The following is a 23,382-nucleotide window of genomic DNA, read 5'->3' on the forward strand; positions in this document are numbered from 1 at the left end:
TTGGTAACAAGTGTCGTCTACTCGACAATAGTTACTTAGGACAAACCAACATACTACATAGGAAATTTTTCCGGCTTAGTTATTCGTTATCTTCACTCAACGCAAATTTGATCTCGTCTGAAGAGAACCCCTTTCGACTTAGCATCGCGTAAGCCTTAGAGCGTTCTTTATGATCGTTTAGGTCATAAGACTTCTTCTGCAACTGTTCTAAACACGAAGAATAGAAATCTAGCTGCTCTTCATTAATCAATCGGTCGATGAGCGATGACAGCTCACTTGTGTCGATTTGTCGTTGTCTAAGTTCTTGCTGAATGACGGTCAGGCCCTTGCCTTTACGAGCATACTTGAGCACCTCTTTTGCCAAATCGGCTTTCTCGGCCTTAATTTGAATATTACTTTTCAGTTGATGCGCTTGTGGGTGCTGGTCAATCGCTACCTTAACTTGTTGATAGCTAAAGCCACGCTTTTGCAGTGTCGAAACCAGCTTTTCACGGCTCATGGTAAAGCTTGAATAGTAGTGGTTGATTCGGTCTATCAAGATGGTTTGTTCATCAGTAGACTTTTCGAACGACACTTTATGGATGGCATCAGAAATCACTGAATCGGTCAGACCCTTCTTCTTCAGTTTTTCGACAATGTATCGAGAACCAAATTCACCAGAGAAAGCTTGTTCCACGAATTGTTCTGCAAACACTTGGTCAGACTTGAGATACCCGAAGCCTTTCAATGTCTCTAAAGTTTCATCGATCCATTCTTGATTGTCGGTTTTCACTTTGAGCTTCGCAATCAACTCGCTTTCCGTCATGTCTCTCTGAGTTAAATGCCACATCGCAGAGTTCATAACGCTTTCAATTCGCGCCGCTTTTCTTACCGTTGTATTTCTAGTATTCGTTTTTTGCTGTGAATCATCCATTCGATTTCAACTTTCCAGATTAAGCCTACCCCATCATAACGTAATTCTAAGGTGGTTGAGTGACATAAAAGAATGAAGCTCAACATAAGCGGCAGCCAATAAAAATGGACGCTTGTTCAGCGTCCATTTGATATCACATTAAGAATGATGGCTCTAAGCCATGCTTAGCTTTTTCGTAATAGCTTTTCATACTAGATCTTTCGTTTAGTTCTCTTCGTGATTGTAAATATGTACATCTCGTTGAGGGAATGGAATCGTGATGCCTTCTTCATCGAAGCGTTTCTTCACGGTTTCCGTTACATCCCAGTACACATCCCAATAGTCATCAGTCTTAACCCAAGGTCGTACTACGAAATCAACAGAAGACGTATTCAAGGTATGAAGCTTGATCATATGTTCTGGTTTTTTCAACACTAGAGGGTGCGCAACAATGATGTCGTTCAATACCGCTTTCGCTTTATCGATATCATCTGAGTAACCAATACCGAAAACCATATCAACACGTCTCACACGTTCTGCCGTGATGTTGTTGATCACGTCACCCCAGATCTTGTTATTTGGGATCACCAAGCGTTGGTTATCGATGGTTTGAACAGTCGTCGACACTAAGCTCATGTCTTTTACCGTGCCTTGCACACCCGCCACTTTAACCATGTCACCGACATCATAAGGACGGTAGATCAAGATCATCAAACCCGATGCAAAGTTAGATAGTGTGTCTTGCAATGCGAAACCAATGATGACACCGGCTACACCGAAACCAGTAAGAAGAGGTGCTAGCTCTATCCCTATTTGAGACAGTGCAATAAGCAAACCGATAAACACGACTGCTTTAGATGCGATGGATACAAAGAAGTCCTGCATCAATACACTGAAGTCCATTTTAGAGTGCGAAACACTCTTACGAACGGTTTTGCGAGCCACGTTAGCAATAAGGCGAGTTACATACAAAATACCGAGAAACAGAGCAAGTTTAACGATAAAAGAAGGGGTATTTTCGAAAGCCCATGAACTGAACGAACGTAGCCAACCATCCAACAGTTCCAGTGCAACATCAACATCCAACACATCGGCGTTAATGTCGCCTGTCGTCGCTAACAAAACACGTTTATATGAAGTCACATCCACGCCAAACGGTTCCATTAGCGTGATGGTTTCTTCTAAGCTCGCGACCATAACGCTAGTACGCTCGCTGAAACGCTCAAGCTCCTTTTTAATGATCGCTTTCTCTTCTTCATTCACAAAAGACAAACGCGCTTCTAGATCTTGTCGCTGTGTGTCTGTGTAAAGAATGGCATTAGTCAGGTATTTAGAACGAGCAACTAACGCCGTTTTAAGTTCACCTTCAGGAACAGAAACATCAACACCACGCTCTTTCGACCAATTTAAGGTCTTAGCAAGCTGCTGATAATAGACATCCATCATTCCGATTCGTTTTTGAATACGCAATTCAAGGCGTTTTTTAGCGTCACCCTCAGCGGAACGATTTTCTTTACTCATTGAAACGATTTTAGTTTCATTCAATGACAGCAATTTTTGTAGCAGTTCAACCTGCTGAGCAAGAGTGACATCCAGCCCCTCTTTTTTATCTGACGATAGCTGTGAAAAAATCTCTTCGCGTAGACCCTGATTCTTACGCCTTAAGATATCTTCAAGAAAGGGTTTCTCAGCATCATGCGCCGTTTCTAATGTTGCTAGATCGAGCATTAACTGATCTTGTACTTCTGCGATTTTCTCAACGCTCTGCGCATAACTTCCAAATGCGACAAACGCCAACATTAACAATAGACAACGCCAAACCTTCATCATATTAATTCCTATTACTGTCTAAATTGACCCTATAAATAGTAGTAAAAAGAATATGGATAACAAGCATTTAAACGTATGTTATGTTAAAAATTCGTAAATTATCAGCCTGCTTCTAATATTTGAGAGTTCCAATCCCCTCTTATGACCTGTAGAGTACGCATCCAACAAAGAACAACAGCCAATATCTTCATTCGAGCACAGCACTAAAGCGCCCTAAATACGATGTTGGCTCACAGCAAGAGAGCATAAAAATGAACAACGAACTTGATATTATTGAGTCTCTAGAAGAACTAGAGCAATTCCTAATTTCAGTGGAAGCTGGCGGTTTAGGCCTTGAAGGCGTTGAAGGTGTTGGTATGGCGACTAACAACTCTGACGGTCGTCACTTCGTTGCTGTATTCAACAGCAGCCACAAAGTTCTGCTTGCTCGCTGGATCAGCAAAGAAGTTTTTGAAAATGGTAAAGACTTGGTACGTAACGGCCCTCGTCGTAATCACTAAGAATTTTCAATAACACCAATGATCAAAGCCCAACAAGATCATCTACGATCAGTTGGGCTTTTTTGTATCGCGCCATCGATAATTAATAACTCGAGTCCAAAAAAACTACTCTATACAGAATAACTTCGCGATAACTGCCAGTTGTTGTGAACTTTAGCTAGAGCCCAATGTCGTATTCGCGTGAATTGGTGTTCATGCGTCGTTTATCGTGTATCGCTCATTTATACCTAGTTTCACTTTAACAATTTTATGACTTGTGGCACGAAGAGAACTTATCTAAGCTAGCCACAATTCAACGAGCTCGTTTTAACAACTAACTGATTTGATTACTGACTAATTTGCTGAACACATCGCTACTTTTCTTATCTACACAGAATCGCCGACAAAAGCATTCGCTTTGGGCGCTCTTCCTGACTGGACTGGTTATCGTAACTTGTCTGGCGAGTACTCTGTCCATAAAGAAAGTATCGTTATCTACATCCGCTAACGGCCAATCAGTCCTAGTTGGTGCACAAAATCATACAGAAACCAGTAATCCTCAAACCGACATTGCTTCTTCTGAAAAAATGGCCAACCTGTACGCCAGTGTTTTCGGTTTAGAAGCCTCTAAAATGTTAACGTCTCCCAATTCAAGTTCATGCAGCCTGAGTTCGAAAATGCTGACCTTTGCCGCCCCAAAAACCGGCTGGCTGATCCCATTCGTACTGATTATTGCAGTTGCATTTAACTTACCACCTCACATCTCGAGATTATCTAGAGACAATCATCGCTCCTCTCGACCTACAAAACACCGACTACATCTAAAGCATTGTATATTTAGAGAGTAAATAACCGGGCTACTACACCCTTTTATTTATTTTTTGGAGATACATTTGTGTACAACACACTACTAACTAAGTTTGTCGATTCATTGGCATTCTCTATGCGTACATGCGCGAAAACCTTAGTCACTGCCCTTTTGGTTATGACGTCATTTACCGCCTTGGCTCAAACCACGGGCTGGATAAGCGTGCCTGAGCATCCGCCTGTAAAAATGCGAATGATGTCGACGGGTGAACAGTCGGATGACGGCTCTAAGATTCAAACCGTGCTCGATGTCGTACTCGACGGCGACTGGAAAACCTATTGGCGCAGCCCAGGCGAAGGTGGCATTCCGCCAAGCTGGGACTGGTCTGGTTCAACAAACATTGAGTCAGTAGAGTGGCACTGGCCGATACCTAAATACTACGAGCAGCTTGACGTCATGACGTTAGGCTACAAAAAACATGTCAGCTTTCCTGTCACTTTATCCCTGAAAGACAACACGAAGCCTGCGATATTCAGGGCATCGTTTACCTTTCCGTCGTGTACCAATATCTGTGTGTTAACCGATTACGATATCGAACTGCCGATTGACCCACAAACTTTAGCGCTCGATGAAGAAGCGATGTTCTTGTTCAACCAAGGCATGAGCCAATCTCCACGAGAAGCTAATCGCACTTCAGTCAATGGTCTATTTTGGGACAAGAGCAAACAGCAACTGGTTACTCAGCTGACAAGTAAAAATGGCTGGGATAAGCCGATGGTGTTGATTGACGGGCAAGAAGTGATTGATGACTTCTTCTCTCAACCAAGCGTCCACATCGCAGACAATACAATGACGGCCGTATTTGATGTGAGCAACTGGATAGGTGAAGTCGACTTAACGGACCGTAACGTGAGTGTCACCGTTTCAGACACTAATTTCGCCGAAGAGATGACGGCCCAAGTTGGCTCAGAACCGATCGCTTACCAAACAAGCAACAACGGCTTTTTGGCGATGATAGGCTTCGCTTTAATTGGTGGTTTGATCCTCAACATCATGCCATGTGTGTTGCCAGTCTTAGGAATGAAATTAAACAGCATCATTCAAAACCAAGGTGCATCCAATCGTCATATCCGACTCTCATTCTTAGCTTCTGCTTCAGGTGTCATTACATCATTTGCGCTGTTAGCCCTAGGTATGACCGCACTAAAAATGGGTGGTAATGCGATTGGTTGGGGAATCCAATTCCAAAACGTTTGGTTCATCGGGTTCATGCTGATCATCACTTTGCTGTTCTCGATTAACCTGCTTGGGTTATTCGAATTCAGACTACCATCAGGTTTAAACACTTGGATGGCAACCAAAGGTGATGACTCACATTCAGGCCACTTTGTTCAAGGCATGTTTGCAACGCTGTTAGCAACGCCATGTAGCGCGCCATTCCTAGGAACCGCTGTCGCGTATGCACTCGGAGCAAGCTACCAAGAGCTATGGGCAATCTTCATCGCGCTCGGTATCGGTATGAGTGCGCCTTGGTTGATCTTTGCGCTATTCCCAAGCCTAACCAAATTGCTTCCAAAGCCTGGGGCGTGGATGTTCAAAGTTAAGCTGGTATTTGGCTTAATGATGTTCATTACCAGCCTATGGCTAACAAGCCTCCTTAGCCCATTCATTGGTAAATTCCCAACTATCTTGTTGTCACTGTTTATCGTGATTTCAGTATTGGTTTGGATTGGCCGTAAGTTGGGTCGCAAGGTGCTTATTCCTATCGTCGCAACCACAACCTTGATGTTTGGTGCTGCATTGATCGTCGGTAGTGTCACCGCTGATAACTGGGCGACTCCGATTGTTGACGATCTCGCTTGGCAAAAGCTGGATGCGAAGCAAATCCCTCAGCTCGTTGATGAAGGCAAAACGGTGTTTGTTGATGTAACTGCTGATTGGTGTATCACTTGTAAAGCCAACAAGATCGGCGTCATCCTTCAAGACCCTGTCTACAGCCACCTACAGCAAGAAGACATTGTTTTGATGAAAGGTGATTGGACAACACCAAGTGAAAGTGTCACTCAATACTTACAAAGTAATGGGCGATTTGGTGTGCCATTTAATATCGTCTACGGTCCGAGCTATAAAAGCGGTATTCCACTGCCTGTCATTCTCAACAGTGACACTGTCGTTCAAGCCATCGACGCTGCGAGATAACTGATGAAGACTCCCAACAATGAAGAGAAATCTAGCACGATTGAAGACGACGCTGTAAAGGGTGAGGCCAAAAAGCCAAGTCGTCTTAAGAAGTGGGGAAAGGAACTGGTTTCAATGATATTGATCGTTGGCGTGGTTTCATTTGCCATGGACTTTTATCACAGCAGAAGCATGCCTCAAGGCGACGCGATTCCAATTGTGGGTCAATCGCTCCAAGGGGAAGATATTGATGTTATCGAGCTAAGCAAAAACGGTAAGCCCGTTATTGTCTATTTTTGGGCGACTTGGTGCAGCGCATGCAAATTGGTGAGCCCGACGGTTAATAGCTTCAGCGACTCCCATCAAGTAGTTTCTGTCGCACTTTCATCTGGTCCAGACGAACGTGTTCAGCGCTTCTTAGACGCCAAAGATTATGACTTCCCTGTTATCAATGATCTTTCTGGATCAATCAGCAGAAGTTGGGGCGTTAATGTCACTCCAAGCATCGTCATCATCAAAGACGGAAAGATCAGCAGTATCGCAACAGGCGTTACTTCTCCTATAGGGCTGTGGTTAAGAACCTACTTTGCTTAACTCGCTCACAAAGAAAAACAGAGCAAAGCTAAGTGAATAAACCGACTCAGTCAGTTTAACAAACAATATTAATGTGAGCGCAACCCAATAAGCGCTCACGATTATCACGAATTAGAGAAAAGACAATATGAAAAAGCATCTGATAAGCGCACTGATTTTAGGCTCATTAATGAGTACTAATGCCTTCGCAGAATTAAACAAAGAACAAACTCAACAACTTGAAGAAATTAATCAATTCCTGAAGGAAAACCCATCGACGATCTCTGGATTGCATACCAGTTTAGAGCAGTACGTAGCAGGTCAAGAGCAAACGAAAAAAGCCCAAGCGGAAAGCCATGATTGGTTATACAACAATGACGCCCACCCAATCACGGGCAATCCGGATGGCAAATCGGTCATCATTAACTTTACCGACTATAACTGCCCTTACTGTAAGCGCTTGGAAAAAGGCTTGGTTCAATTAGCCTCTGAAAACAGCGACATTAAAGTGATCAACGTGTACTTATCGTTTAAGCAGCAACAGGTTTCGGGGCTAGACACCAACGCGGCGCTATACGCGATGAAAGTATGGAAAGATAACCCAGAAGCATTCCCTGAAGTTGATAGATTGCTGATGGCGAAAAGCGGTATTCACTCGAAAAGCTCACTAGAAGCAGTCGCCAAGAAGACGGGAACAGAGGCGGAGCTAAAAACAACTCAAGAACAAAACCAGGTTCTAACCACTAACCATCAAACGTTCAGTGCACTAGGCTTAACGGGCACTCCAACCATGATGATGAACGGAAATGTTTTACCAGGATATGTGCCTTATGACCGATTAAAAGAGATCGTGGATGACGCTTTTTAATCGAGTGTAGATAGAGATAAAGATTCAAAAGAGAAGTAATAAAAAGCCGACCGGTGTAACTCGCAGTCGGCTTTTGATGAGCTTAAGGTAATGTTTTCAATATTGTTTTTGAAACAGAAAAGCAGTCGAAGTGTCACTATCTTGCAATGGATTCTTAATCTAGCCTCGCTACTCTAAAAGCAGTTCTCTCGATGAGTCCAAGACGTGCTTACTCTAGACAACTGTCCTTTGACCGAGCCTAGCTCGGTCTTTTTTTACGTGTTTTAGATAACAACACAGTGCATTAACACGGAAACGTCCAACCGACTGAGCCTTAACTCAGCAAGCGACAAACAAGCGCACCCGGCTCCCTTAGCGCATCCACGTTATAGCTAAGGACACGTCCGGCAGACGGCGCGTGATAACGGCGACACTCATTACCAAAAGCGTCATATTGAATGGCCAACAGATCATCTTGTTCTACGCTTTGCAGAAGCTCTACCTGCGGCAATACGAAACCACCAATATCAGCGCGGATAGAAACCACATCATTTCCCTCTATCCAATCCATACTCGGCAGCTGCATTTTCTCAGGGTGATTTATTTCAACCTCGAACATTTCATAATAAGACAGCATGTTAAAAACACCGTCTACCGCTCGTTGAATCATGTCAGGCTGAGTAAATTTCCCCATCCCAACTTCCACCGTGATGCTCGGAATTCCACTTCGATTCCAAACCGTTTCTAAGATACCTGGGTCGCCAGGGTCATTCAGAACACAATCGGGCTGCATCAGCCTCGCCATCTCCAAACATTGTTCTATGCGGTAATCAGCAAACACATAAAGTGGATAAACTGCGCCACGAGTTTGAGTGTGGAGGTCAACGGCGAAGGTGGCATTATGCTTAAGCAAACGCTCCCACAAAGACGCAACAAAGCGCTCCGCTGCCAAGCCATTCGCGTCACCCGGAAAGAGTCGATTAAGATTAGCAGGGCAAGAACCCGGATCCGAAGAGATGAAATCACGGCTATGGTTCAGCAAGCCAGGCAGATTCACAGTAGGCACAATCGTTACCGTGCCTTTGAGCGTTTTACCGACTAAGTCCCTGATAATTTGCTGTGCAACCAACACTCCGTTTAGCTCATCACCGTGAATACCGGCGGTGATCATCAACTTAGGACCTTCTTGACTGCCTTTGAAAACAGAAACCGGCATGTTCTTAGGTTGCCCTAGCCCATCACTGGTGACTTGAAACCAAAACTGGTGCTCTCCAACGGGTAGGTCTTCAACATTCAAGGAGCCAATAACCTGCCTACCTTGTAAAACATCGCCTAAGTACTCTGTTTTCATCCAACGTCTCCATATTGTTGAGCAGAATCTATTCTCTTCTAAGTTTTTGCATCATAGAGGATATCCTAACCAGTACAAGCAGTTAATCAGATTGACAAGCCTTCATCGCTCCCAAAACTCTTCACCATCGACATCCGTGATTCCAAGGTAAAACTTGTCAATATAACCGTTGAAATACACGCAACTTGTATATTTATTCACCGAACACTCAGTTACTTGAAATAAAAATGCAATAAAATCAACACTTAAAAAAGTTCCCCATTCACGAAAATGTAATTTTATGGAAATGAAAGCTTAATTTATCTGCTCTAAATTAGCTTCATATCGAAACGGAGAGCACATTGCTCACGGATTTTAAAATACAAGGTAAGCGATTATGAAAAAGGCAGTTCTAGCTTCTGCAGTGGTAGCGGCACTAGTTTCAGGTTCATCTCTAGCAGCAACAGTTTACAGCTCTGATGGTACAGAACTTAAAATTGGCGGTCGTGCGGAATTCCGTGGTGATTTCATTGGTTCAGGTGGTGCTGAAGTTGAAGGTACAATGGAAGATAAAACTCGTTTCCGTTTAAACCTTGGTGGTAAAACAGAACTTACAGATACTGTAACAGCATTCGGTTTCTACGAAGCAGAGCAAAGCACTGGTAACAGTGAGTTTAAAAACCGTTACATGTACGCTGGTGTTGATTTCGATGGCCAAGCACTTTCTGTCGGCCGCCAAGACATGGCTTCAGTAATCGTATCTGACTTTACGGATATCACTGAGTTCTCTGGTGTTCAACAAGTAATCGACGCAGCTTCTGACAAAGAAGATAGCGTATTTGCATACCGCGGTGGCTTTGACGCACTTCAATTAGAAGCAACTTATCAAGCAAATAGCGAAAAAGACTCAGACGGCTACGGCATCTCTGGTGTGTATTCATTACCATTCGGTCTTGACCTTGGTCTTGCATACTCTGGCGAAGATCTAGGTGCTGGTGCAGGTAGCGCAAACCAAATCCTTGCAGGTCTAGCATATTCTCTAGATAACCTTTACCTAGCAGCAACCTACTCTACAGGTGATTCAGACGATAAAGCAGTTGGCGCAGATGTTGAGTCATTCACTGCAATGGAATTCGCAGCACAGTATAAATTCACTAAGCAGTTTTCTGCTGCTGTAGTGTACACATATCAAGAAGATGAAGCGGCAAACGGTTCTACAGCAGATTCTGTTGATGGCATCGAGCTAGCAGGCTACTACAAGCTTAACAGCAACTTCCGTACATACCTTGCATACTATATCAATGGCTTAGATGAAGTAAAAGACGCAACTACAGGCCTAACAACTCAAGGTGAAGACACACTTCGCCTAGGTGTACGTTACGACTTCTAATCTAAATCTACTTTAGATTAATGCTAAAAAGGTTGGGCAATCGCTCAACCTTTTTTCATATTCAAATATTCTGACTAACTTCATCAATGCTTTTTCTGGTTAAGTGGTGCTAAATCCGTATCATAGGTGGACCACATCAAATAATTAGAAGCATCATGTCACAACACCATCCGATCCAAGGCGCTAGCTGGATGCTAACCGCAGGCCTAGCCTTTGCCGTTATTAACAGCCTAACTCAAATTGCTAGCATTCATTTCGGACTTACTTCTACCACCGTCGCCGTCATTCAATACGCCATCGCGTTGTTCGCTATTCTTCCTTATCTGAAAACGCTGGGCATTCGCCGTGCGCTAAAAACCGATAACCTCAAATTGCACGTATTCCGTGTCTTCTTGTCTGTTATTGGTATTCAACTTTGGATATGGGCACTGGCTTACCCAGTACCAATTTGGCAAGGCATTGCCCTTCTCATGACGTCGCCATTGTTTGCAACCATAGGCTCAGGGCTTTTCTTAAAAGAGAAAGTTGGGGCAGCTCGCTGGAGCGTGACCTTAGCCGGTTTCGTAGGTGCGATGGTGATTCTAGAGCCATGGGCTGAAGACTTTAACTGGGCAACGCTATTACCAGTCGGTGCCGCATTCTTCTGGGCATGCTACTCACTGATGGTGAAAAAGCTCTCTTCGCAAGACAGCCCTTCAACCATGGTGGTGTACCTGCTGCTATTAATCACACCATTTAACATCCTGCTTGCCGCGCCAGATTGGCAGACGCCAAGCGGCGGTACAATTTGGGCTATCTTGATTGTTATCGGTGTTATGACGGCACTCGCTCAATGGGCGATAGTAAAAGCCTACTCGGTCGCTGATGCTTCGTTTGTGCAACCTTTTGACCACGCGAAATTACCGCTAAATGTTTTAGCAGGTTGGATTGTGTTTAGTTGGGTTCCACCAGGTCGTTTATGGCTAGGGGCTGCTATTATTATTGCGTCAGTTGCATTTATAACGCACTGGGAAACCAAAAAACCTTCAAAAGTGAAGAAAGTTTAAGGTTGGTGAAATAAATAGTTCGACTGTCCGTTCTATATGGATAAGAGAATTCAAAAGAGGCCGTAACCATGAAGAAACCAGTCAAGATTACACTATACCGTTGGGCAGGCAGCTGGGGTCCATTTAAAGTTAATATCCCATGTGGGGAATGTACCCTTACCAAAGACATTCTGAAGGATACTTTTGAGAATGAGTTGGCCGATGTCGATGTCGAATTGGAAGTGAAAGATTGGTTGTCTCACTGGTGGGAGCCGCTAAAACTAGGCTCTTGGCATGCTCCAATCCTTGTTGTTGAAGGCAAAGTGGTAAGCCAAGGTGAAGCGCTGAATCGCGGTGTGTTAGTCCAATCGGTGATCAAAGAGTGGACCAAACGAGACAGCTTAAAAGGCAATATCGTTTACGGTAAGGCGACTTGTCCATTCTGTGTTAAAGCAAAGAAAATGCTTGATGAAGCCGGAGTTGAATACCAATATCACGATGTCGTAAAAGACAGCGCCGCTTTGTATCGTATGATTCCAGAGGTAAAAGCACACATTGGTGAGAAAACACCGGTCACCGTCCCGCAGATCTGGCTCGATGGTAAATACATCGGTGGAGCCGACAACTTAGAAGTATGGATGAAAGAAAATGGTTTAGATACCATTCCAAATAACGTTGTCGACCTGTCCAACCAATCGGCAGGCTAAACTCACACAGAGTTACAAATCCGATCGTGAATTAATCAGTGTTTTTTTGTGTCCATCCACAACAAAACGAGCGATGACCTTCATTAATCGCTAAAACGAAAAAGGCCTTAAACTTCATCGAGTTTAAGGCCTTTTAAAATTCCGTTTTTGAAAATGCTTATTTAGCCATTTTCTTCATCATTCGCTTAAAGAACGATGGTTTCTTTGGCTTTGAAGTGCCGTACAATGCTTCGTGCATCATGTTTTTTGCTGCCATTTGACCAAGGTATGCGTGGCCTAGTTCGTAATTCATGCTTATCTCCGCACTTAATCAACTTTCTTATGCGCGGATTCTACACGTAAAACACCCAAAAACAAGATCTAAATCACACTTTAATGCAATATAAGCAACCCCATTGCATAAAACCTATTTCTACATCTACGTAAACAAAAATTATATATTAAATTCAATAATTTAGTCTAAGGTTTGGTTTATTCTTAATGCTCCATTCCTAATCGCAATCCAAGTCATCAGTTTAGACACTTATAAAAAAAGCAGCTCAAGAGAGCTGCTTTCTAAAATACTTTACTGAGAAACCTAGCTACGCTTTGGCTGTCTGTAAGTTTTACCTGCAATTTGATATGTGTCTTTTTGCTTCAATTCAAACATTGTTTCAAAGAACCAAGCTGCAAATTTGATTAAGTCATCGCCTTCATTCATGACATGTTCGATGTACTCTTGCTCTTCGCCTTGTTCATTTTCTTGAAGCGTCACGTGGTAAATACGCTTTTCGCCTTCCACTTCAGCAAGTGCAAATTGACCAGTCAGTGATGCAGCAGCCTCAGCGACTTCTGTATCCTCATTGGATTTCAATAGCTCTAGCGCTTGAGGCAGGCCATCTAGTGCGCAGATAGCTTTTACCAGTACTTCAAATTCATTTTGCTGCATTTTTTTTTACCTATTCAATGGACCGAAGCATTGTAGAAAACCATCAGCACAAATACAACGTATTAACGATGGTGCGGGGACGATAGTGAACTAGGCAATTAGCTATATTCTACTCCAACAGTATCGTTCTTTTTGTTCACTTTGGTTGAGGACCAGAGCACCCCGCCCATAGCAGCACCAATAATGAGGTAAAACACGCCTAACTGTAAATGAGTCGTGACCCAACTCTCGACTAGATACCCCCCTAATAAACCCGCTAAACACATCTGGATTGATCCTGACAACGCGGAAACTGCACCTGCTTGTTTCTTATGAGGCTCTAATAACATGCTGATTGATAGCGGGAACGAGATACCTTGTGCTATCGCCAACCAAGTAAACGCCCAAACTAAGTTAAAGATGGATAACTCATGAGTCAAAAGCCAAGTTCCCGATGCCAAGATAATCAAGATAGCTAGGCTCATCAGCTGAGGCGTGCTAAACCGACGATTGAGCAAGTTTAAAGCGACACTACCTATAAGTAAGCCGGCCGAAGGAACAATCATCAAAGAGCCATATTCAGCGGCGGTCAGCCCTAATTGATCTTGCATTAAGAATGGAAACAACGATAGTGAAACCAAACTCGCCATGTAGCTCATCCAGTTATAACTGGCACTGGTCAACACTTGGCGATTGGTCAACAAACGCCCGTAGTTCTTCACCACTTGGCAGGCATCAAAGCGGCTCTTTCCGTATGGCAAAGTTTCATGCAGAACAAAGTAACCCAGTGTGAATATCGCTAGTAGATACAATAAAACGAACAGGAACACCGCCTGCCAACCGAGGTGAAATGAAATCCAACCACCGAATACCGGCGCAATGATCGGCATGATCGACGCGGTGACCGAGATATAAGACAACGCTTTGGTAAGCTGTGAACCATCATAGCTGTCACGAAGCACACTTCGCCCAAGAACCGAGGCACTACCCGCCCCTAAACCTTGCAGTAAGCGACCAACTTCTAGCGCTGTCATATTGTCAGAAAACACAACACAAACGACAGTACCAATCAAATAAACACCCTGACCTAACAAGAAGATAGGTCTTCTTCCCACCGCATCGGACATCGGTCCGTAAAATAGCTGAGACAAGCCAAACCCCACCAGAAACAGCGTGACGAGCAGCTGCACATCTACTTGAGTAGCACTTAAGTCAGAAGCAATTAACGGCAATGCTGGCAAGTAGATGCTCACACCCACCTGCCCCGTAGCAATGATCATCATTGCTAAGAGTAACGGCGTTTTTTTAAAGGTCGATTGGCTCAAAAAATTCCCTATTCGTTTGATATTTGTTCATTAGATGAGTTTACATTCAAAACCAATAATTGATAATTAGCTAAATTGGAATTTAATTAAGTCCCAACAGGAAATAATATGGATTGGATTCTTAACGTAAAAAGCTATGTCAGAGTAGTGGAAGAAGGCAGCTTCAATGGTGCAGCTAGAAAACTAAACACCACCAGCTCGGCGATCAGCAAACGAGTAAACTGGCTAGAGGAACGTATTGGCACTCAACTATTAAAGCGGACCACGCGCTCAATTAGCCAAACTGAAGCGGGCGCGCTGTTTTACCAACGAGCTAAGGATCAGCTGGATAACTGGCAATCCATTATTGATGAGACTCGCTCGGTTAACCAGACCCCAGCAGGTTTGTTAAAGATAGGCGCAACAATTGCTGTTGGGTCTAAGTTTCTAGTGCAATACATGGACGACTTCTTAGAAAAATATCCCGATATTAAAGTGCAGCTAATCACTACTACTCCAGGGCAGCTACCGGAGCTGGGCTTAGATCTGGTGATCAGTCGAGAACTGGAACAACTCAACTCTTTAAGCTTCAAGAAAACACCGCTGTTTGAACACAAAGCCAGCTTCTATGCAGCGCCAAGCTATTTGGCTAAACATGGTTACCCCACCAGCGAACAGGACTTAGAACAACACAACTCTTTGATTTGGGGAGAGCGGCCTACCCGAGAAGTCACACTCACCAAAGGGCAGCGCATCACCCTCAACGGTAACTTTGCTACCACCAATCCAGAGGCTTTGTTTCATGCTGCGAAGCGAGGAATGGGCATACTATTAACCATCAAAGCGATGATCAAAGAGGATCTAAAACAAGGGACATTGGTTCCAGTATTGCCAAATATTACTGCCGACGAAGTGATGGTTTACGCGTACTACCCTAAGCTTGATTACTCGCATACGCGAACAAAACTATTTTTGGACCATCTGAAAGAGAGATTAGACAAAGAGCGTAACACCCAAGCTCTGTGAAATAAGTCACATTTTAATTTGAAAAGTTATACAACACGGCCGATAATAAACAAGACGCATATCCATTATACAAAGATACACATATAGATAAGCATACGCTTACAGTACACAAAGTGAATCTGGTTAACTAGGGATGGTGACTATGACTCAACAGACTCAAAACAGCATGATAAGCACCGAGCGTATTGGTCGCTTACTTAAGTTGGAAGGGATCGACCTTTTAGAGTCAGCCGTGCTTACTTTACATCAGACCTTTGATACTCAGTACACTAGCATCATCGAGAAGAAGCACTTCCCTGATCAAATCGTTCCTCTGGTGATCGCTCAGTCCGACCATGTGTTGCATGACAAAATCAATGCGCGCCATGGTCATATCTATCAACAAGCGGTCAATCAAAGACACCCGGATTGCTCATTTGCTCAATACGTCGTCCAGTCATTACCGACATCGGCATTTAGGCAGGAAATCACCTCACAAAACTCGATCGCGATTCCTACTCGTACCCAAAGTGGTGAAGTCATGGGAGTGTTGTTCTCAACGTTCACCTCACCTCTTAGCCCAGATCAGCAACATGATGTGATCAAGCATCATCAGCTATTTGCTGACATCATCATCCACACGCTAAGAGAAATGTGGTTCAACGACCGATCTGAACAACTGGTTAATCAGCTGAGTTACGAGGTATCACACGATAGCTTAACAGGCCTGTTAAACCGCAGCTGCTTATCCGACACCTTAGAATCAATCACTCAACAGAGTGTTACTCCATTTACATTGGCTCTACTCGACATCAATAGCTTCAAAGCCATTAATGATATGCACGGTAATTATATTGGCGACAAGGTGCTGCAGTTTGTCGCAGAAACATTGCGCCGAACCTTACCTGAAAGCAACCTGACTTTTCGAACTGCGGGCAATGAGTTCGCTTTCATCACCTACCATTCCGACCCGATAGCCGTGTGCGAGCAAATACTCGCCAAAATTAAGCAAGGCTACAGTAGCGTTGATATCAAGATAGATTTCGACGTCAGCATCGGAATTGCCAGTTCAGATGGAGACAACAAAGACGTTGAGCAGATCATCTTCAATACCAGCTTGGCGCTCAAGGAGTGCAAACACAGCCAAGATACCCATATTCAATGTTATGACACTCACTTAAGAGTTCGCTACCAAAGAAAAACCGAGCTAGTCGCTGCGTTGCGAAGTGAACTGGAAAGCCCAATTTCACAAAGCTATATCCCCGACAGCAATGGAATGTACGTGGTGGTACAGCCGATTGTGGGTCAAGGTGAAACTCAATGGGAGTACTTCGAGGTACTGACTCGCTGGAAAACAGCGAGACATGGTGACATCTCACCCGTAGAGTTTATTCAAGTGGCTGAAGAATCAGGGCTGATTGTCGAATTAGGCGAACGCATTATTGAATTGGTGTGCCGCGCTAAAACAACACTAGAGCAAGGCTTAGGCTATAAGGTTAAGCTTGGAATCAACTGCTCTGCGCATGAGCTTACTGACTCGAAACGTTATATCTCGTATCTGACTCGAACCATTGAACAGCACCATTTTAAGGCGAATGAGTTTGTTATCGAGTTAACCGAAACAGTACTACTCTCTCCGACCCAAGAGACTAAATCCGCTCTTAACTTTCTGAGAGGACAAGGCTTCACGATTGCACTCGACGACTTTGGTACAGGCTACTCCAGTTTGAATTACATCCACAGCTACCCGATCGATTGCATTAAAATTGATGCGACCTTTATTCGGAACCTATTGACTAGCTCGACCTCAGAGAGCGTAGTGTGGCTGATTGTTCAATTAGCCCATAGGCTCGATGTATCTTTGGTTGCGGAAGGGGTTGAAAAACGTGAGCAATTAGAAAAACTGCACGCGATGGGATGTGACAAGATCCAAGGTTATCTCTACTCGCCACCGATGCGACCTGAAGCTATCGTTAGCTATGTCGCGCACTCTGAGCCTTTAGCTTAAACCCTTACCGATTCTTATCCCGAGAACTAAAAAGCCGCAGGAGCATCACTAAACACTGACTGTGCTTTGTGATGCTCTTGCGGCTTTGAAAAACAGTTTAATGAATAATAACTATCCAATAGCAGCTAACTTTTAACTTAACTATGGCTGGCTACTTACTATCATTATTAACCATTGCTAGATTGCGCGTTTCTAACGCTGCCTTCAATAGCTTGTCGGCTTTATCTCTCGCTGCTGTGAATGTCGCTTTTTCCTTTTTAGGCACAGAATCTGCCATCGGGATATTTGCTGTCATTGCATTGACAGGACGACCACGTTCAATCAGTTCATAGTGCAAGTGCGCCCCCGTCACTCGGCCAGTTTTACCTGACAAGCCAATGCGCTGACCACGAGATACCGTTTGTCCTTTACGAACTAAGATTTTGCTCAAATGTAGGTAGCGTGTTTTGTACGTGCTGCCGTGTTGAATGACCACGTAGTTACCCGCATATGGGTGCTTACGCGTCATAATCACTTTACCATCACCCGTTGCTTGAACCGGCGTACCAACTGGCGTCGCGAAATCTGTACCGTTGTGCGGTGAAATGCGGCCAGTCACAGGGTGTAAGCGCTTAGGGTTAAACTGAGAACTTTGGCGCCAGCTACTGCTCACAGGGTAACGTTGGAAAGCACGTTGTAAGCTATCGCCGTCTGCATCGTAGTATTGACCATCGGTATGAAGATACGCAGACACTACACGGTTCTTATTAATGATCTTAATTGCTTCAATTTCGCGTTTGCCCGTAGCAACACCATCAACGAATTGCGCTTTCTGAAGCACCTCAAACTGATCGCCAGCACGTAAGTCGCGGCTGAAGTTCAGCTTGTCTTTAAGAAGGGTCACGATATGGTCAATCTCGAGGCTGTTCAGGCCAGCTTTATTCGCCGACATTGAGAAGCTGCCATGAATATCACCCACGAGAGGTCGCTGCTTCCATTCGCCCGGAATAGAGATATCTTCAAACTCGTACGTGCCATCTTCAAGCAGTCGATAAACCACTTTATCCGCAACACTAAATTGAAGTTCCATTTTGGAAAGATCGCCCGTCGCCTCATCACGCCAAAAACGCAATGTGTTACCCGGACGAAGCGTGTCTAACGCAAGAAAGTTTAAATCGGTTTCCATCACGCTCATCATCGATTTATAAGAAAATCCAAGCTGAGTGAAGATGCTACTTAAGTTATCGCCCGTTTGAATTTGGTACTCAAACGTTGGCGGTTCGATAACAGTAACAGAAGAAGGTGACAGAATTGACTCAATCACGGTTGAGTCAGGTAAATCAAGATCGATCGTTTTCGTCAGATCCGATTGTGACGATTGCAAAGCAACACCAATCGCAGCAATAAGTGGCAGTCCCAAAATAGCTACTTTTTTTACAGGTGAAAGCGCAGCAAACGGAGAGGGAAATATTTTTGAATACACGGTAAACAGGTCTTTCTACGATATAAAGGCATAGGATATGCTTTTCAAACGCATAAATCATCAATGCATTGTCATAATATGACGTGAATCTGTCTACTTAGAGCTAAGTCATTGAGTTGCCGTAAGTGAACAGTCACTTCTCTCCAAATAAAATTAACCGCTAAATTTGAAAATAAAAAAGCAGAAACGGCTAGTTTCTGCTTTCTATTGGTTGACGTTATTCCGTTTCGAATAATTAATAATCGAAGCGAATTAGTCGCTGGTTTTAAGAAAAGACTATGCGTTTACCGTCGACACTAAGCAGTTGTCTTCACCAAACTCATTTGGGATGTAACGGTCAGCGTTCGCATCGTTCACCCATTGTTGGTCATCAACTAGGTAGCGGAATTGAAACTCGCCATCTTTAGGTAGGCGAGTTTTAAACTTGTAAACCTTCCCTTTGGCTAGTTTTTTCATTGGGGTGGCTTTCCAATCAAGAAAGTCAGCAACGATGGATACAGAGTTCGCTTCCTGAGCTTCTAGCTCGAAGGTCACTTCAACTTCATCTTTCGTCTTAAAAAAACGTTTATTAATCATTCGCAAGCTCCATTTGTAAAATAAGCGGACACAAAGCTAAGTGTGTCTAAATTTCATTCATCTAACTAAGATAATATGTAATTTGGCTCACATAAACAACAGATCCTTACATTCGCGAAAACGTTATTGCTTACCAATTGATTGCGTATCAAAAGAAAAACTCATTAACACCTTTTCAGAAGGGGGTTCTGCAAATGATTGTTCCGCAGAATGCTGAGTAAAGCCGATAAAACCTTCCCCAGTGAGTTTATTCTGTGATTGCGAATCTGGCTGCTGAGCGACCTCCAATGTCTGAATTTGTATACGATCCCCCAGGAAAAGTTGGTCGACTAACACCACGCGACTTCGTTGCTGGTCATGTTTAAACAGGCCAAGATAATAGAAAACACCGCTGCCTTGGTTAGATATCCACATCGGCGCGATAAAGAAACTCGCCTTACCCAGGGTGACAGCTGAAAGGTTATTGGTGTCTACCGTGACCACGCCACGCTCAACACCTGAGTCATAGCGTCCAAACGCGATCGCTCTAGGTTCGTCGACTTCATTGATAAAAGCGTATGCGTTAGTTTCAGGAACTTTGATTGTCCACGGGTTGGTGGTATTCAAATCAAAAACGGTTTCTACGACTGGGTCATAACTCACTTGAGAAGAAGGAAATTTCGCTAAGATCTCTTCATCACTCAAGCTAAAGCGATAAGCACCCGCGACTATCACCACAACCAGCATGACAATAGGAATCAGTAGAATCAGAGGAATAGGTAAGATTTTCTTTTTCATGGGCAATTTTATTCTTTTGTTTTCATCCAGTTGTGCAGACCATAAAGGGCTTTAGTATAATTATCAATACAGGGTTAACCAGAACTGGAGCATGGATGGATATCAATCATATTAAAGATAGAAATATCAGAAATTGCGAATGCCGTTGTGGCTCGGTCAGCCTAGTATGCCGAGGCGAACCTCAACGAACCTCTGTCTGTCATTGTTATGAGTGTCAGAAACGCACCGGAAGTGTGTTCGGCGTACAGGCTCGGTTCCCAATAGAACAAGTCACACTCAGCGGTGAAGTGACCTCTTTTTCACGCATCAGCGATACGGGTAATGAAGTCACCTATCAGTTTTGCCCCAAGTGTGGCACCACCATGCTTTTGCAGTCAGTTGCCGCCGCCGATTTTTATGTCGTCCCGCTCGGATTATTTAAAGAGCAAGACTTCCCACTGCCGAGCTTTTCGGTTTATGAAGAACGCAAACACGGTTGGGTTAAGTTCGACCACCAAATGAGCTATTACAACTAGTTCGTCATTGAGCGTTATCTTTATATAGCAACAGTATTAAAACAAACTGCAATACTGTTGCCTAAGATCAAATATCAACGCTCCACTGCGCTAGCGTATCTTTTCTCTAGCGTTATAATCTTGCTCCTCTATTTAACCCAGAGTGAACCACATGATTTCTAAGCTACCTCGCTGGGTTGAATACGGCGCCTTACTATTAGCAGCCCTTGCTGGCAGTGTTAATGCTATCGGCTTACTTGGCTTCCAACATCAAGCTATCTCCCATATCTCCGGCACCATGTCTTTGCTAGGCAGTAGCCTGCTTACACCGACCTCGGCTTCTGTTCACCTCCTATTGGTGATCATGAGCTTCATGTTAGGTGCGGCGTTCAGCGGGTTCTTTATTGAAAACCAAGCATTGAAGTTAGGACGCCGTTACGGTGTTGCGCTATGTATTGAGGGTGGATTGCTGTTTTTGGCGCTGTGGACACTGTTGCAAGGCTATACTTCAGGTCAGTATTTCGCTTCAGCCGCGTGTGGTTTGCAGAACGCGATGATCACCACTTACAGCGGGGCGATCATTAGAACAACACACATGAGCGGGATCATTACCGATCTTGGGATCATGATTGGCGCTCGCTTAAAGGGGATGCCTTTTGACCGCCGTAAAGCCAAACTGCTAATGTTCATTGTGGTTGGCTTCCTGTTTGGCGGCTTAATTGGCGCTTGTCTGTTCCAACGCTTCGAAATCTTAGCATTGGCTTTCCCAGCTTCTTTCGCCTTCATTATTGCGTTTAGCTACTGGTTATACTTGACCTATCGAACTGAAACCCCAGTCAATTTATAAATATCTGGCAATATAACCTCAAACTACGTAACATCCGCAACACTTTATTCTAAACTCTTAATACGTTGCAGAATAACCAGCATGAATATTTAGCGATATTTGATGAATAGTATTGCAAGCGATATTAATACTGGGTAATCTTGCACCCAATGAGAAAATACGGACGTTTAGTGAATAAAAATGCCAAGGATGTGGCTTTTTTACGTGTAGAAATTCGAGAACAATAACATGTCTAACAACACGAATACTGCTCAAACAGAGAAATCTAAAGGCAGTTTCTGGGTTTTCTTAATCCCATCATTGATTGGTTTATTCCTTTTCATGGCACCCATCAGCTATCAAGGTGATCTAACCATCCCTGTAGCTATATTAGCCAAATCAATTCAAGCGGTTTTCGGTGAATATCTAGTCCCTATCATCACTGCGATCGTTGCTTTCATGTCTGTAGCTTCAGTTTTAAGCACCATTTTTAAGCCTACATTCATTACATCAAATTCATTTTTAAACGGCCTTTTCAACCCATCTCCACTATGGTTGTTGGTTCGTTTAATTGGTGGTGCTGCAGCCGTTATGGCTTTCTTCCAAGTTGGCCCTGAGGTTATTTGGGAAGAAAATACTGGTGGTCTGGTTCTAGAAGGCCTGCTTCCGACACTGTTTTCAGTATTCATCTTTGCTGGTTTGCTACTTCCGCTTCTACTTAACTTTGGTCTACTAGAGCTGTTTGGCACGCTACTAAGTAAAATCATGCGTCCAATCTTCAACCTACCAGGCCGCAGTGCTATTGACTGTATGGCTTCTTGGTTGGGTGACGGCAGCGTTGGTATCCTGCTTACAAGCAAACAGTACGAGAAGAAGTTCTACACTCAGCGTGAAGCTGCGGTTGTTGGTACGACTTTCTCAGCAGTATCTATCACATTCAGTCTTGTGGTTATTGCTCAGGTAGAACTAGAGCACCTGTTCCTACCTTTCTACGCAGCAATCTGTTTAGCGGGTATTGTGGCAGCGGTGATCATCCCTCGCCTTCCACCACTAAGCATGAAGAAAGATACTTTCATTGATGGCAGCAAGCCGCACAAAGACGCTGACGCGATCCCAGCAGGTCACTCAACGTTCTCTTGGGGTCTTGAGCTAGCGGTAAATAAAGCATCTCAAGTAAAGTCGGCTAAATCTGTATTTGGCGAAGGCGTTCGTAACGCCGTGGATATGGTATTTGGCGTACTGCCTGTTGTTATGGGTTTAGGTACAATGGCACTGGTTATTGCGGAATACACGTCTGTGTTCTCAATCCTAGGTCAGCCTTTCATTCCATTCCTAGAGCTACTTGGTGTTCCTGAAGCGGTTGCAGCATCTGAAACGATTGTTGTTGGTTTTGCGGACATGTTTATCCCAGCAATCCTTGCGGCTTCTATCGACAACGAGATGACTCGCTTTGTTATTGCAGCAATGTCGGTAACTCAGCTGATCTACATGTCTGAGGTGGGCGCTCTACTTCTAGGCAGTAAGATTCCAGTGAACATCTTAGAACTGTTTATTATCTTTATTCTACGTACGTTAATTACGCTTCCAGTTATCGCTGGTGTAGCGCATCTAATATTCTAAATTAGATACTACTTATATAACTCAATAAAGATTCAGTTTATAAAGCCTCACTTTTGTGGGGCTTTTTATTAGCACAAATATATACACAGCATTATTTAGAGTTCAATCAATTTATAAGTTCTGCATATCACTTGATTTCATATCGTTTATTCAACCCACTTCTTGTTAATAGAAAACTGAACGCATAATCGTCAAATTAATACATTCTTAATCCCTCCTTAAACTCCGTATAGCCCCATTCCCCAACTCATTGAACCAAATACTAAAAGTAACAAATATGTGATTTAGTGAATTTTGTATTGTTTAGGTTGTTGTATTTTTGTAGTCTATTTTGTGAAATTACA

Annotated in this window: 21 protein-coding genes; 12 read left to right on the forward strand and 9 right to left on the reverse strand. The window is 43.7% G+C overall.

What is annotated here, in order from left to right; translation table 11 throughout:
• Window positions 1-79: 79 nt before the first annotated feature.
• Window positions 80-913: a RecX family transcriptional regulator gene (locus A142_RS00015; RefSeq protein WP_019826779.1), complete on the reverse strand. Its 834-nt coding sequence runs from the start codon at window positions 911-913 to the stop codon at window positions 80-82.
• A 204-nt stretch (window positions 914-1,117) separates the two neighbouring features.
• Window positions 1,118-2,722, reverse strand: coding sequence for a mechanosensitive ion channel family protein (locus tag A142_RS00020; RefSeq protein WP_019826780.1), 1,605 nt, complete (start codon window positions 2,720-2,722; stop codon window positions 1,118-1,120).
• 251 nt (window positions 2,723-2,973) lie between these two features.
• Between A142_RS00020 and A142_RS00025 the strand changes: the two genes are divergently transcribed.
• The 4 genes from A142_RS00025 to A142_RS00040 all read left to right on the forward strand — a co-directional run bounded on the left by A142_RS00025 (window position 2,974) and on the right by A142_RS00040 (window position 7,628).
• Window positions 2,974-3,222: a hypothetical protein gene (locus A142_RS00025; RefSeq protein WP_019826782.1), complete on the forward strand. Its 249-nt coding sequence runs from the start codon at window positions 2,974-2,976 to the stop codon at window positions 3,220-3,222.
• A 922-nt stretch (window positions 3,223-4,144) separates the two neighbouring features.
• Window positions 4,145-6,208 (forward strand): protein-disulfide reductase DsbD family protein, encoded by a 2,064-nt coding sequence (locus tag A142_RS00030; RefSeq protein WP_032545636.1) that lies wholly within the window; start codon window positions 4,145-4,147, stop codon window positions 6,206-6,208.
• 3 nt (window positions 6,209-6,211) lie between these two features.
• On the forward strand, window positions 6,212-6,781 hold the full coding sequence (locus A142_RS00035) for a protein disulfide oxidoreductase (protein WP_019826787.1): 570 nt from the start codon (window positions 6,212-6,214) through the stop codon (window positions 6,779-6,781).
• 127 nt (window positions 6,782-6,908) lie between these two features.
• Window positions 6,909-7,628 carry a DsbA family protein gene (locus tag A142_RS00040; protein ID WP_019826789.1) on the forward strand — a complete coding sequence of 240 codons (720 nt, stop codon included), beginning with the start codon at window positions 6,909-6,911 and terminating at the stop codon, window positions 7,626-7,628.
• A gap of 313 nt (window positions 7,629-7,941) precedes the next feature.
• On the opposite strand, the gene A142_RS00045 is transcribed toward A142_RS00040, so the two are convergent.
• The gene (locus tag A142_RS00045; protein WP_019826791.1) at window positions 7,942-8,958 is read right to left on the reverse strand and encodes a succinylglutamate desuccinylase/aspartoacylase family protein; all 1,017 of its coding nucleotides are present in this window, start codon (window positions 8,956-8,958) and stop codon (window positions 7,942-7,944) included.
• A gap of 376 nt (window positions 8,959-9,334) precedes the next feature.
• Between A142_RS00045 and A142_RS00050 the strand changes: the two genes are divergently transcribed.
• From A142_RS00050 to A142_RS00060, 3 genes are all read left to right on the forward strand, one after another.
• On the forward strand, window positions 9,335-10,327 hold the full coding sequence (locus A142_RS00050; RefSeq protein WP_019826793.1) for a porin: 993 nt from the start codon (window positions 9,335-9,337) through the stop codon (window positions 10,325-10,327).
• Window positions 10,328-10,482: 155 nt separating this feature from the next.
• A complete protein-coding gene (locus A142_RS00055) occupies window positions 10,483-11,373 on the forward strand; it encodes a DMT family transporter (RefSeq protein WP_019826795.1) in 891 nt (296 codons plus the stop codon).
• A gap of 68 nt (window positions 11,374-11,441) precedes the next feature.
• Entirely contained in the window at window positions 11,442-12,059 is a 618-nt protein-coding gene (locus A142_RS00060; protein ID WP_019826797.1) for a glutaredoxin domain-containing protein, read from the forward strand.
• Between the two features lie 157 nt (window positions 12,060-12,216).
• Here the strand turns inward: A142_RS00060 and A142_RS25535 are convergent, their stop codons facing one another.
• The 3 genes from A142_RS25535 to A142_RS00070 form a co-directional block, all read right to left on the reverse strand.
• Window positions 12,217-12,351: a hypothetical protein gene (locus tag A142_RS25535; protein ID WP_010431176.1), complete on the reverse strand. Its 135-nt coding sequence runs from the start codon at window positions 12,349-12,351 to the stop codon at window positions 12,217-12,219.
• Between the two features lie 285 nt (window positions 12,352-12,636).
• Window positions 12,637-12,987, reverse strand: a complete 351-nt coding sequence (locus tag A142_RS00065; RefSeq protein ID WP_017057980.1) for a hypothetical protein — start codon at window positions 12,985-12,987, stop codon at window positions 12,637-12,639.
• A 98-nt stretch (window positions 12,988-13,085) separates the two neighbouring features.
• Window positions 13,086-14,291 carry a multidrug effflux MFS transporter gene (locus A142_RS00070; RefSeq protein ID WP_019826802.1) on the reverse strand — a complete coding sequence of 402 codons (1,206 nt, stop codon included), beginning with the start codon at window positions 14,289-14,291 and terminating at the stop codon, window positions 13,086-13,088.
• A 108-nt stretch (window positions 14,292-14,399) separates the two neighbouring features.
• Here A142_RS00070 and A142_RS00075 point away from each other — a divergent pair, with 108 nt between their 5' ends.
• On the forward strand, window positions 14,400-15,296 hold the full coding sequence (locus A142_RS00075) for a LysR family transcriptional regulator (RefSeq protein WP_019826804.1): 897 nt from the start codon (window positions 14,400-14,402) through the stop codon (window positions 15,294-15,296).
• Window positions 15,297-15,438: 142 nt separating this feature from the next.
• The gene (locus A142_RS00080; protein WP_029405745.1) at window positions 15,439-17,283 is read left to right on the forward strand and encodes a putative bifunctional diguanylate cyclase/phosphodiesterase; all 1,845 of its coding nucleotides are present in this window, start codon (window positions 15,439-15,441) and stop codon (window positions 17,281-17,283) included.
• Window positions 17,284-17,434: 151 nt separating this feature from the next.
• On the opposite strand, the gene A142_RS00085 is transcribed toward A142_RS00080, so the two are convergent.
• From A142_RS00085 to A142_RS00095, 3 genes are all read right to left on the reverse strand, one after another.
• The gene (locus A142_RS00085) at window positions 17,435-18,745 is read right to left on the reverse strand and encodes a peptidoglycan DD-metalloendopeptidase family protein (protein WP_019826806.1); all 1,311 of its coding nucleotides are present in this window, start codon (window positions 18,743-18,745) and stop codon (window positions 17,435-17,437) included.
• Between the two features lie 276 nt (window positions 18,746-19,021).
• Complete coding sequence (locus A142_RS00090) at window positions 19,022-19,321, reverse strand: isoamylase early set domain-containing protein (RefSeq protein WP_009845720.1); 300 nt, start codon at window positions 19,319-19,321, stop codon at window positions 19,022-19,024.
• A 123-nt stretch (window positions 19,322-19,444) separates the two neighbouring features.
• A complete protein-coding gene (locus A142_RS00095) occupies window positions 19,445-20,098 on the reverse strand; it encodes a hypothetical protein (protein ID WP_019826809.1) in 654 nt (217 codons plus the stop codon).
• Between the two features lie 32 nt (window positions 20,099-20,130).
• Here A142_RS00095 and A142_RS00100 point away from each other — a divergent pair, with 32 nt between their 5' ends.
• The 3 genes from A142_RS00100 (at window position 20,131) to A142_RS00110 (ending at window position 23,038) form a co-directional block, all read left to right on the forward strand.
• Entirely contained in the window at window positions 20,131-20,613 is a 483-nt protein-coding gene (locus A142_RS00100) for a GFA family protein (RefSeq protein ID WP_019826811.1), read from the forward strand.
• A gap of 151 nt (window positions 20,614-20,764) precedes the next feature.
• Window positions 20,765-21,439 carry a YoaK family protein gene (locus A142_RS00105; RefSeq protein ID WP_029405746.1) on the forward strand — a complete coding sequence of 225 codons (675 nt, stop codon included), beginning with the start codon at window positions 20,765-20,767 and terminating at the stop codon, window positions 21,437-21,439.
• Window positions 21,440-21,667: 228 nt separating this feature from the next.
• Window positions 21,668-23,038, forward strand: a complete 1,371-nt coding sequence (locus A142_RS00110) for a YjiH family protein (protein ID WP_017064319.1) — start codon at window positions 21,668-21,670, stop codon at window positions 23,036-23,038.
• Window positions 23,039-23,382: the final 344 nt, after the last annotated feature.

Source organism: Vibrio splendidus 12E03, from assembly GCF_000272105.2.
GTDB lineage: Bacteria > Pseudomonadota > Gammaproteobacteria > Enterobacterales > Vibrionaceae > Vibrio > Vibrio splendidus_I.

What these genes read in the sequence shown, in the direction of transcription:
- A142_RS00015 (WP_019826779.1), bottom strand. Translation starts at nt 913, where the DNA reads ATGGATGATTCACAGCAAAAAACGAATACTAGAAATACAACGGTAAGA.
- A142_RS00020 (WP_019826780.1), bottom strand. Translation starts at nt 2,722, where the DNA reads ATGATGAAGGTTTGGCGTTGTCTATTGTTAATGTTGGCGTTTGTCGCA.
- A142_RS00025 (WP_019826782.1), top strand. Translation starts at nt 2,974, where the DNA reads ATGAACAACGAACTTGATATTATTGAGTCTCTAGAAGAACTAGAGCAA.
- A142_RS00030 (WP_032545636.1), top strand. Translation starts at nt 4,145, where the DNA reads ATGCGTACATGCGCGAAAACCTTAGTCACTGCCCTTTTGGTTATGACG.
- A142_RS00035 (WP_019826787.1), top strand. Translation starts at nt 6,212, where the DNA reads ATGAAGACTCCCAACAATGAAGAGAAATCTAGCACGATTGAAGACGAC.
- A142_RS00040 (WP_019826789.1), top strand. Translation starts at nt 6,909, where the DNA reads ATGAAAAAGCATCTGATAAGCGCACTGATTTTAGGCTCATTAATGAGT.
- A142_RS00045 (WP_019826791.1), bottom strand. Translation starts at nt 8,958, where the DNA reads ATGAAAACAGAGTACTTAGGCGATGTTTTACAAGGTAGGCAGGTTATT.
- A142_RS00050 (WP_019826793.1), top strand. Translation starts at nt 9,335, where the DNA reads ATGAAAAAGGCAGTTCTAGCTTCTGCAGTGGTAGCGGCACTAGTTTCA.
- A142_RS00055 (WP_019826795.1), top strand. Translation starts at nt 10,483, where the DNA reads ATGTCACAACACCATCCGATCCAAGGCGCTAGCTGGATGCTAACCGCA.
- A142_RS00060 (WP_019826797.1), top strand. Translation starts at nt 11,442, where the DNA reads ATGAAGAAACCAGTCAAGATTACACTATACCGTTGGGCAGGCAGCTGG.
- A142_RS25535 (WP_010431176.1), bottom strand. Translation starts at nt 12,351, where the DNA reads ATGAATTACGAACTAGGCCACGCATACCTTGGTCAAATGGCAGCAAAA.
- A142_RS00065 (WP_017057980.1), bottom strand. Translation starts at nt 12,987, where the DNA reads ATGCAGCAAAATGAATTTGAAGTACTGGTAAAAGCTATCTGCGCACTA.
- A142_RS00075 (WP_019826804.1), top strand. Translation starts at nt 14,400, where the DNA reads ATGGATTGGATTCTTAACGTAAAAAGCTATGTCAGAGTAGTGGAAGAA.
- A142_RS00080 (WP_029405745.1), top strand. Translation starts at nt 15,439, where the DNA reads ATGACTCAACAGACTCAAAACAGCATGATAAGCACCGAGCGTATTGGT.
- A142_RS00090 (WP_009845720.1), bottom strand. Translation starts at nt 19,321, where the DNA reads ATGATTAATAAACGTTTTTTTAAGACGAAAGATGAAGTTGAAGTGACC.
- A142_RS00095 (WP_019826809.1), bottom strand. Translation starts at nt 20,098, where the DNA reads ATGAAAAAGAAAATCTTACCTATTCCTCTGATTCTACTGATTCCTATT.
- A142_RS00105 (WP_029405746.1), top strand. Translation starts at nt 20,765, where the DNA reads ATGATTTCTAAGCTACCTCGCTGGGTTGAATACGGCGCCTTACTATTA.
- A142_RS00110 (WP_017064319.1), top strand. Translation starts at nt 21,668, where the DNA reads ATGTCTAACAACACGAATACTGCTCAAACAGAGAAATCTAAAGGCAGT.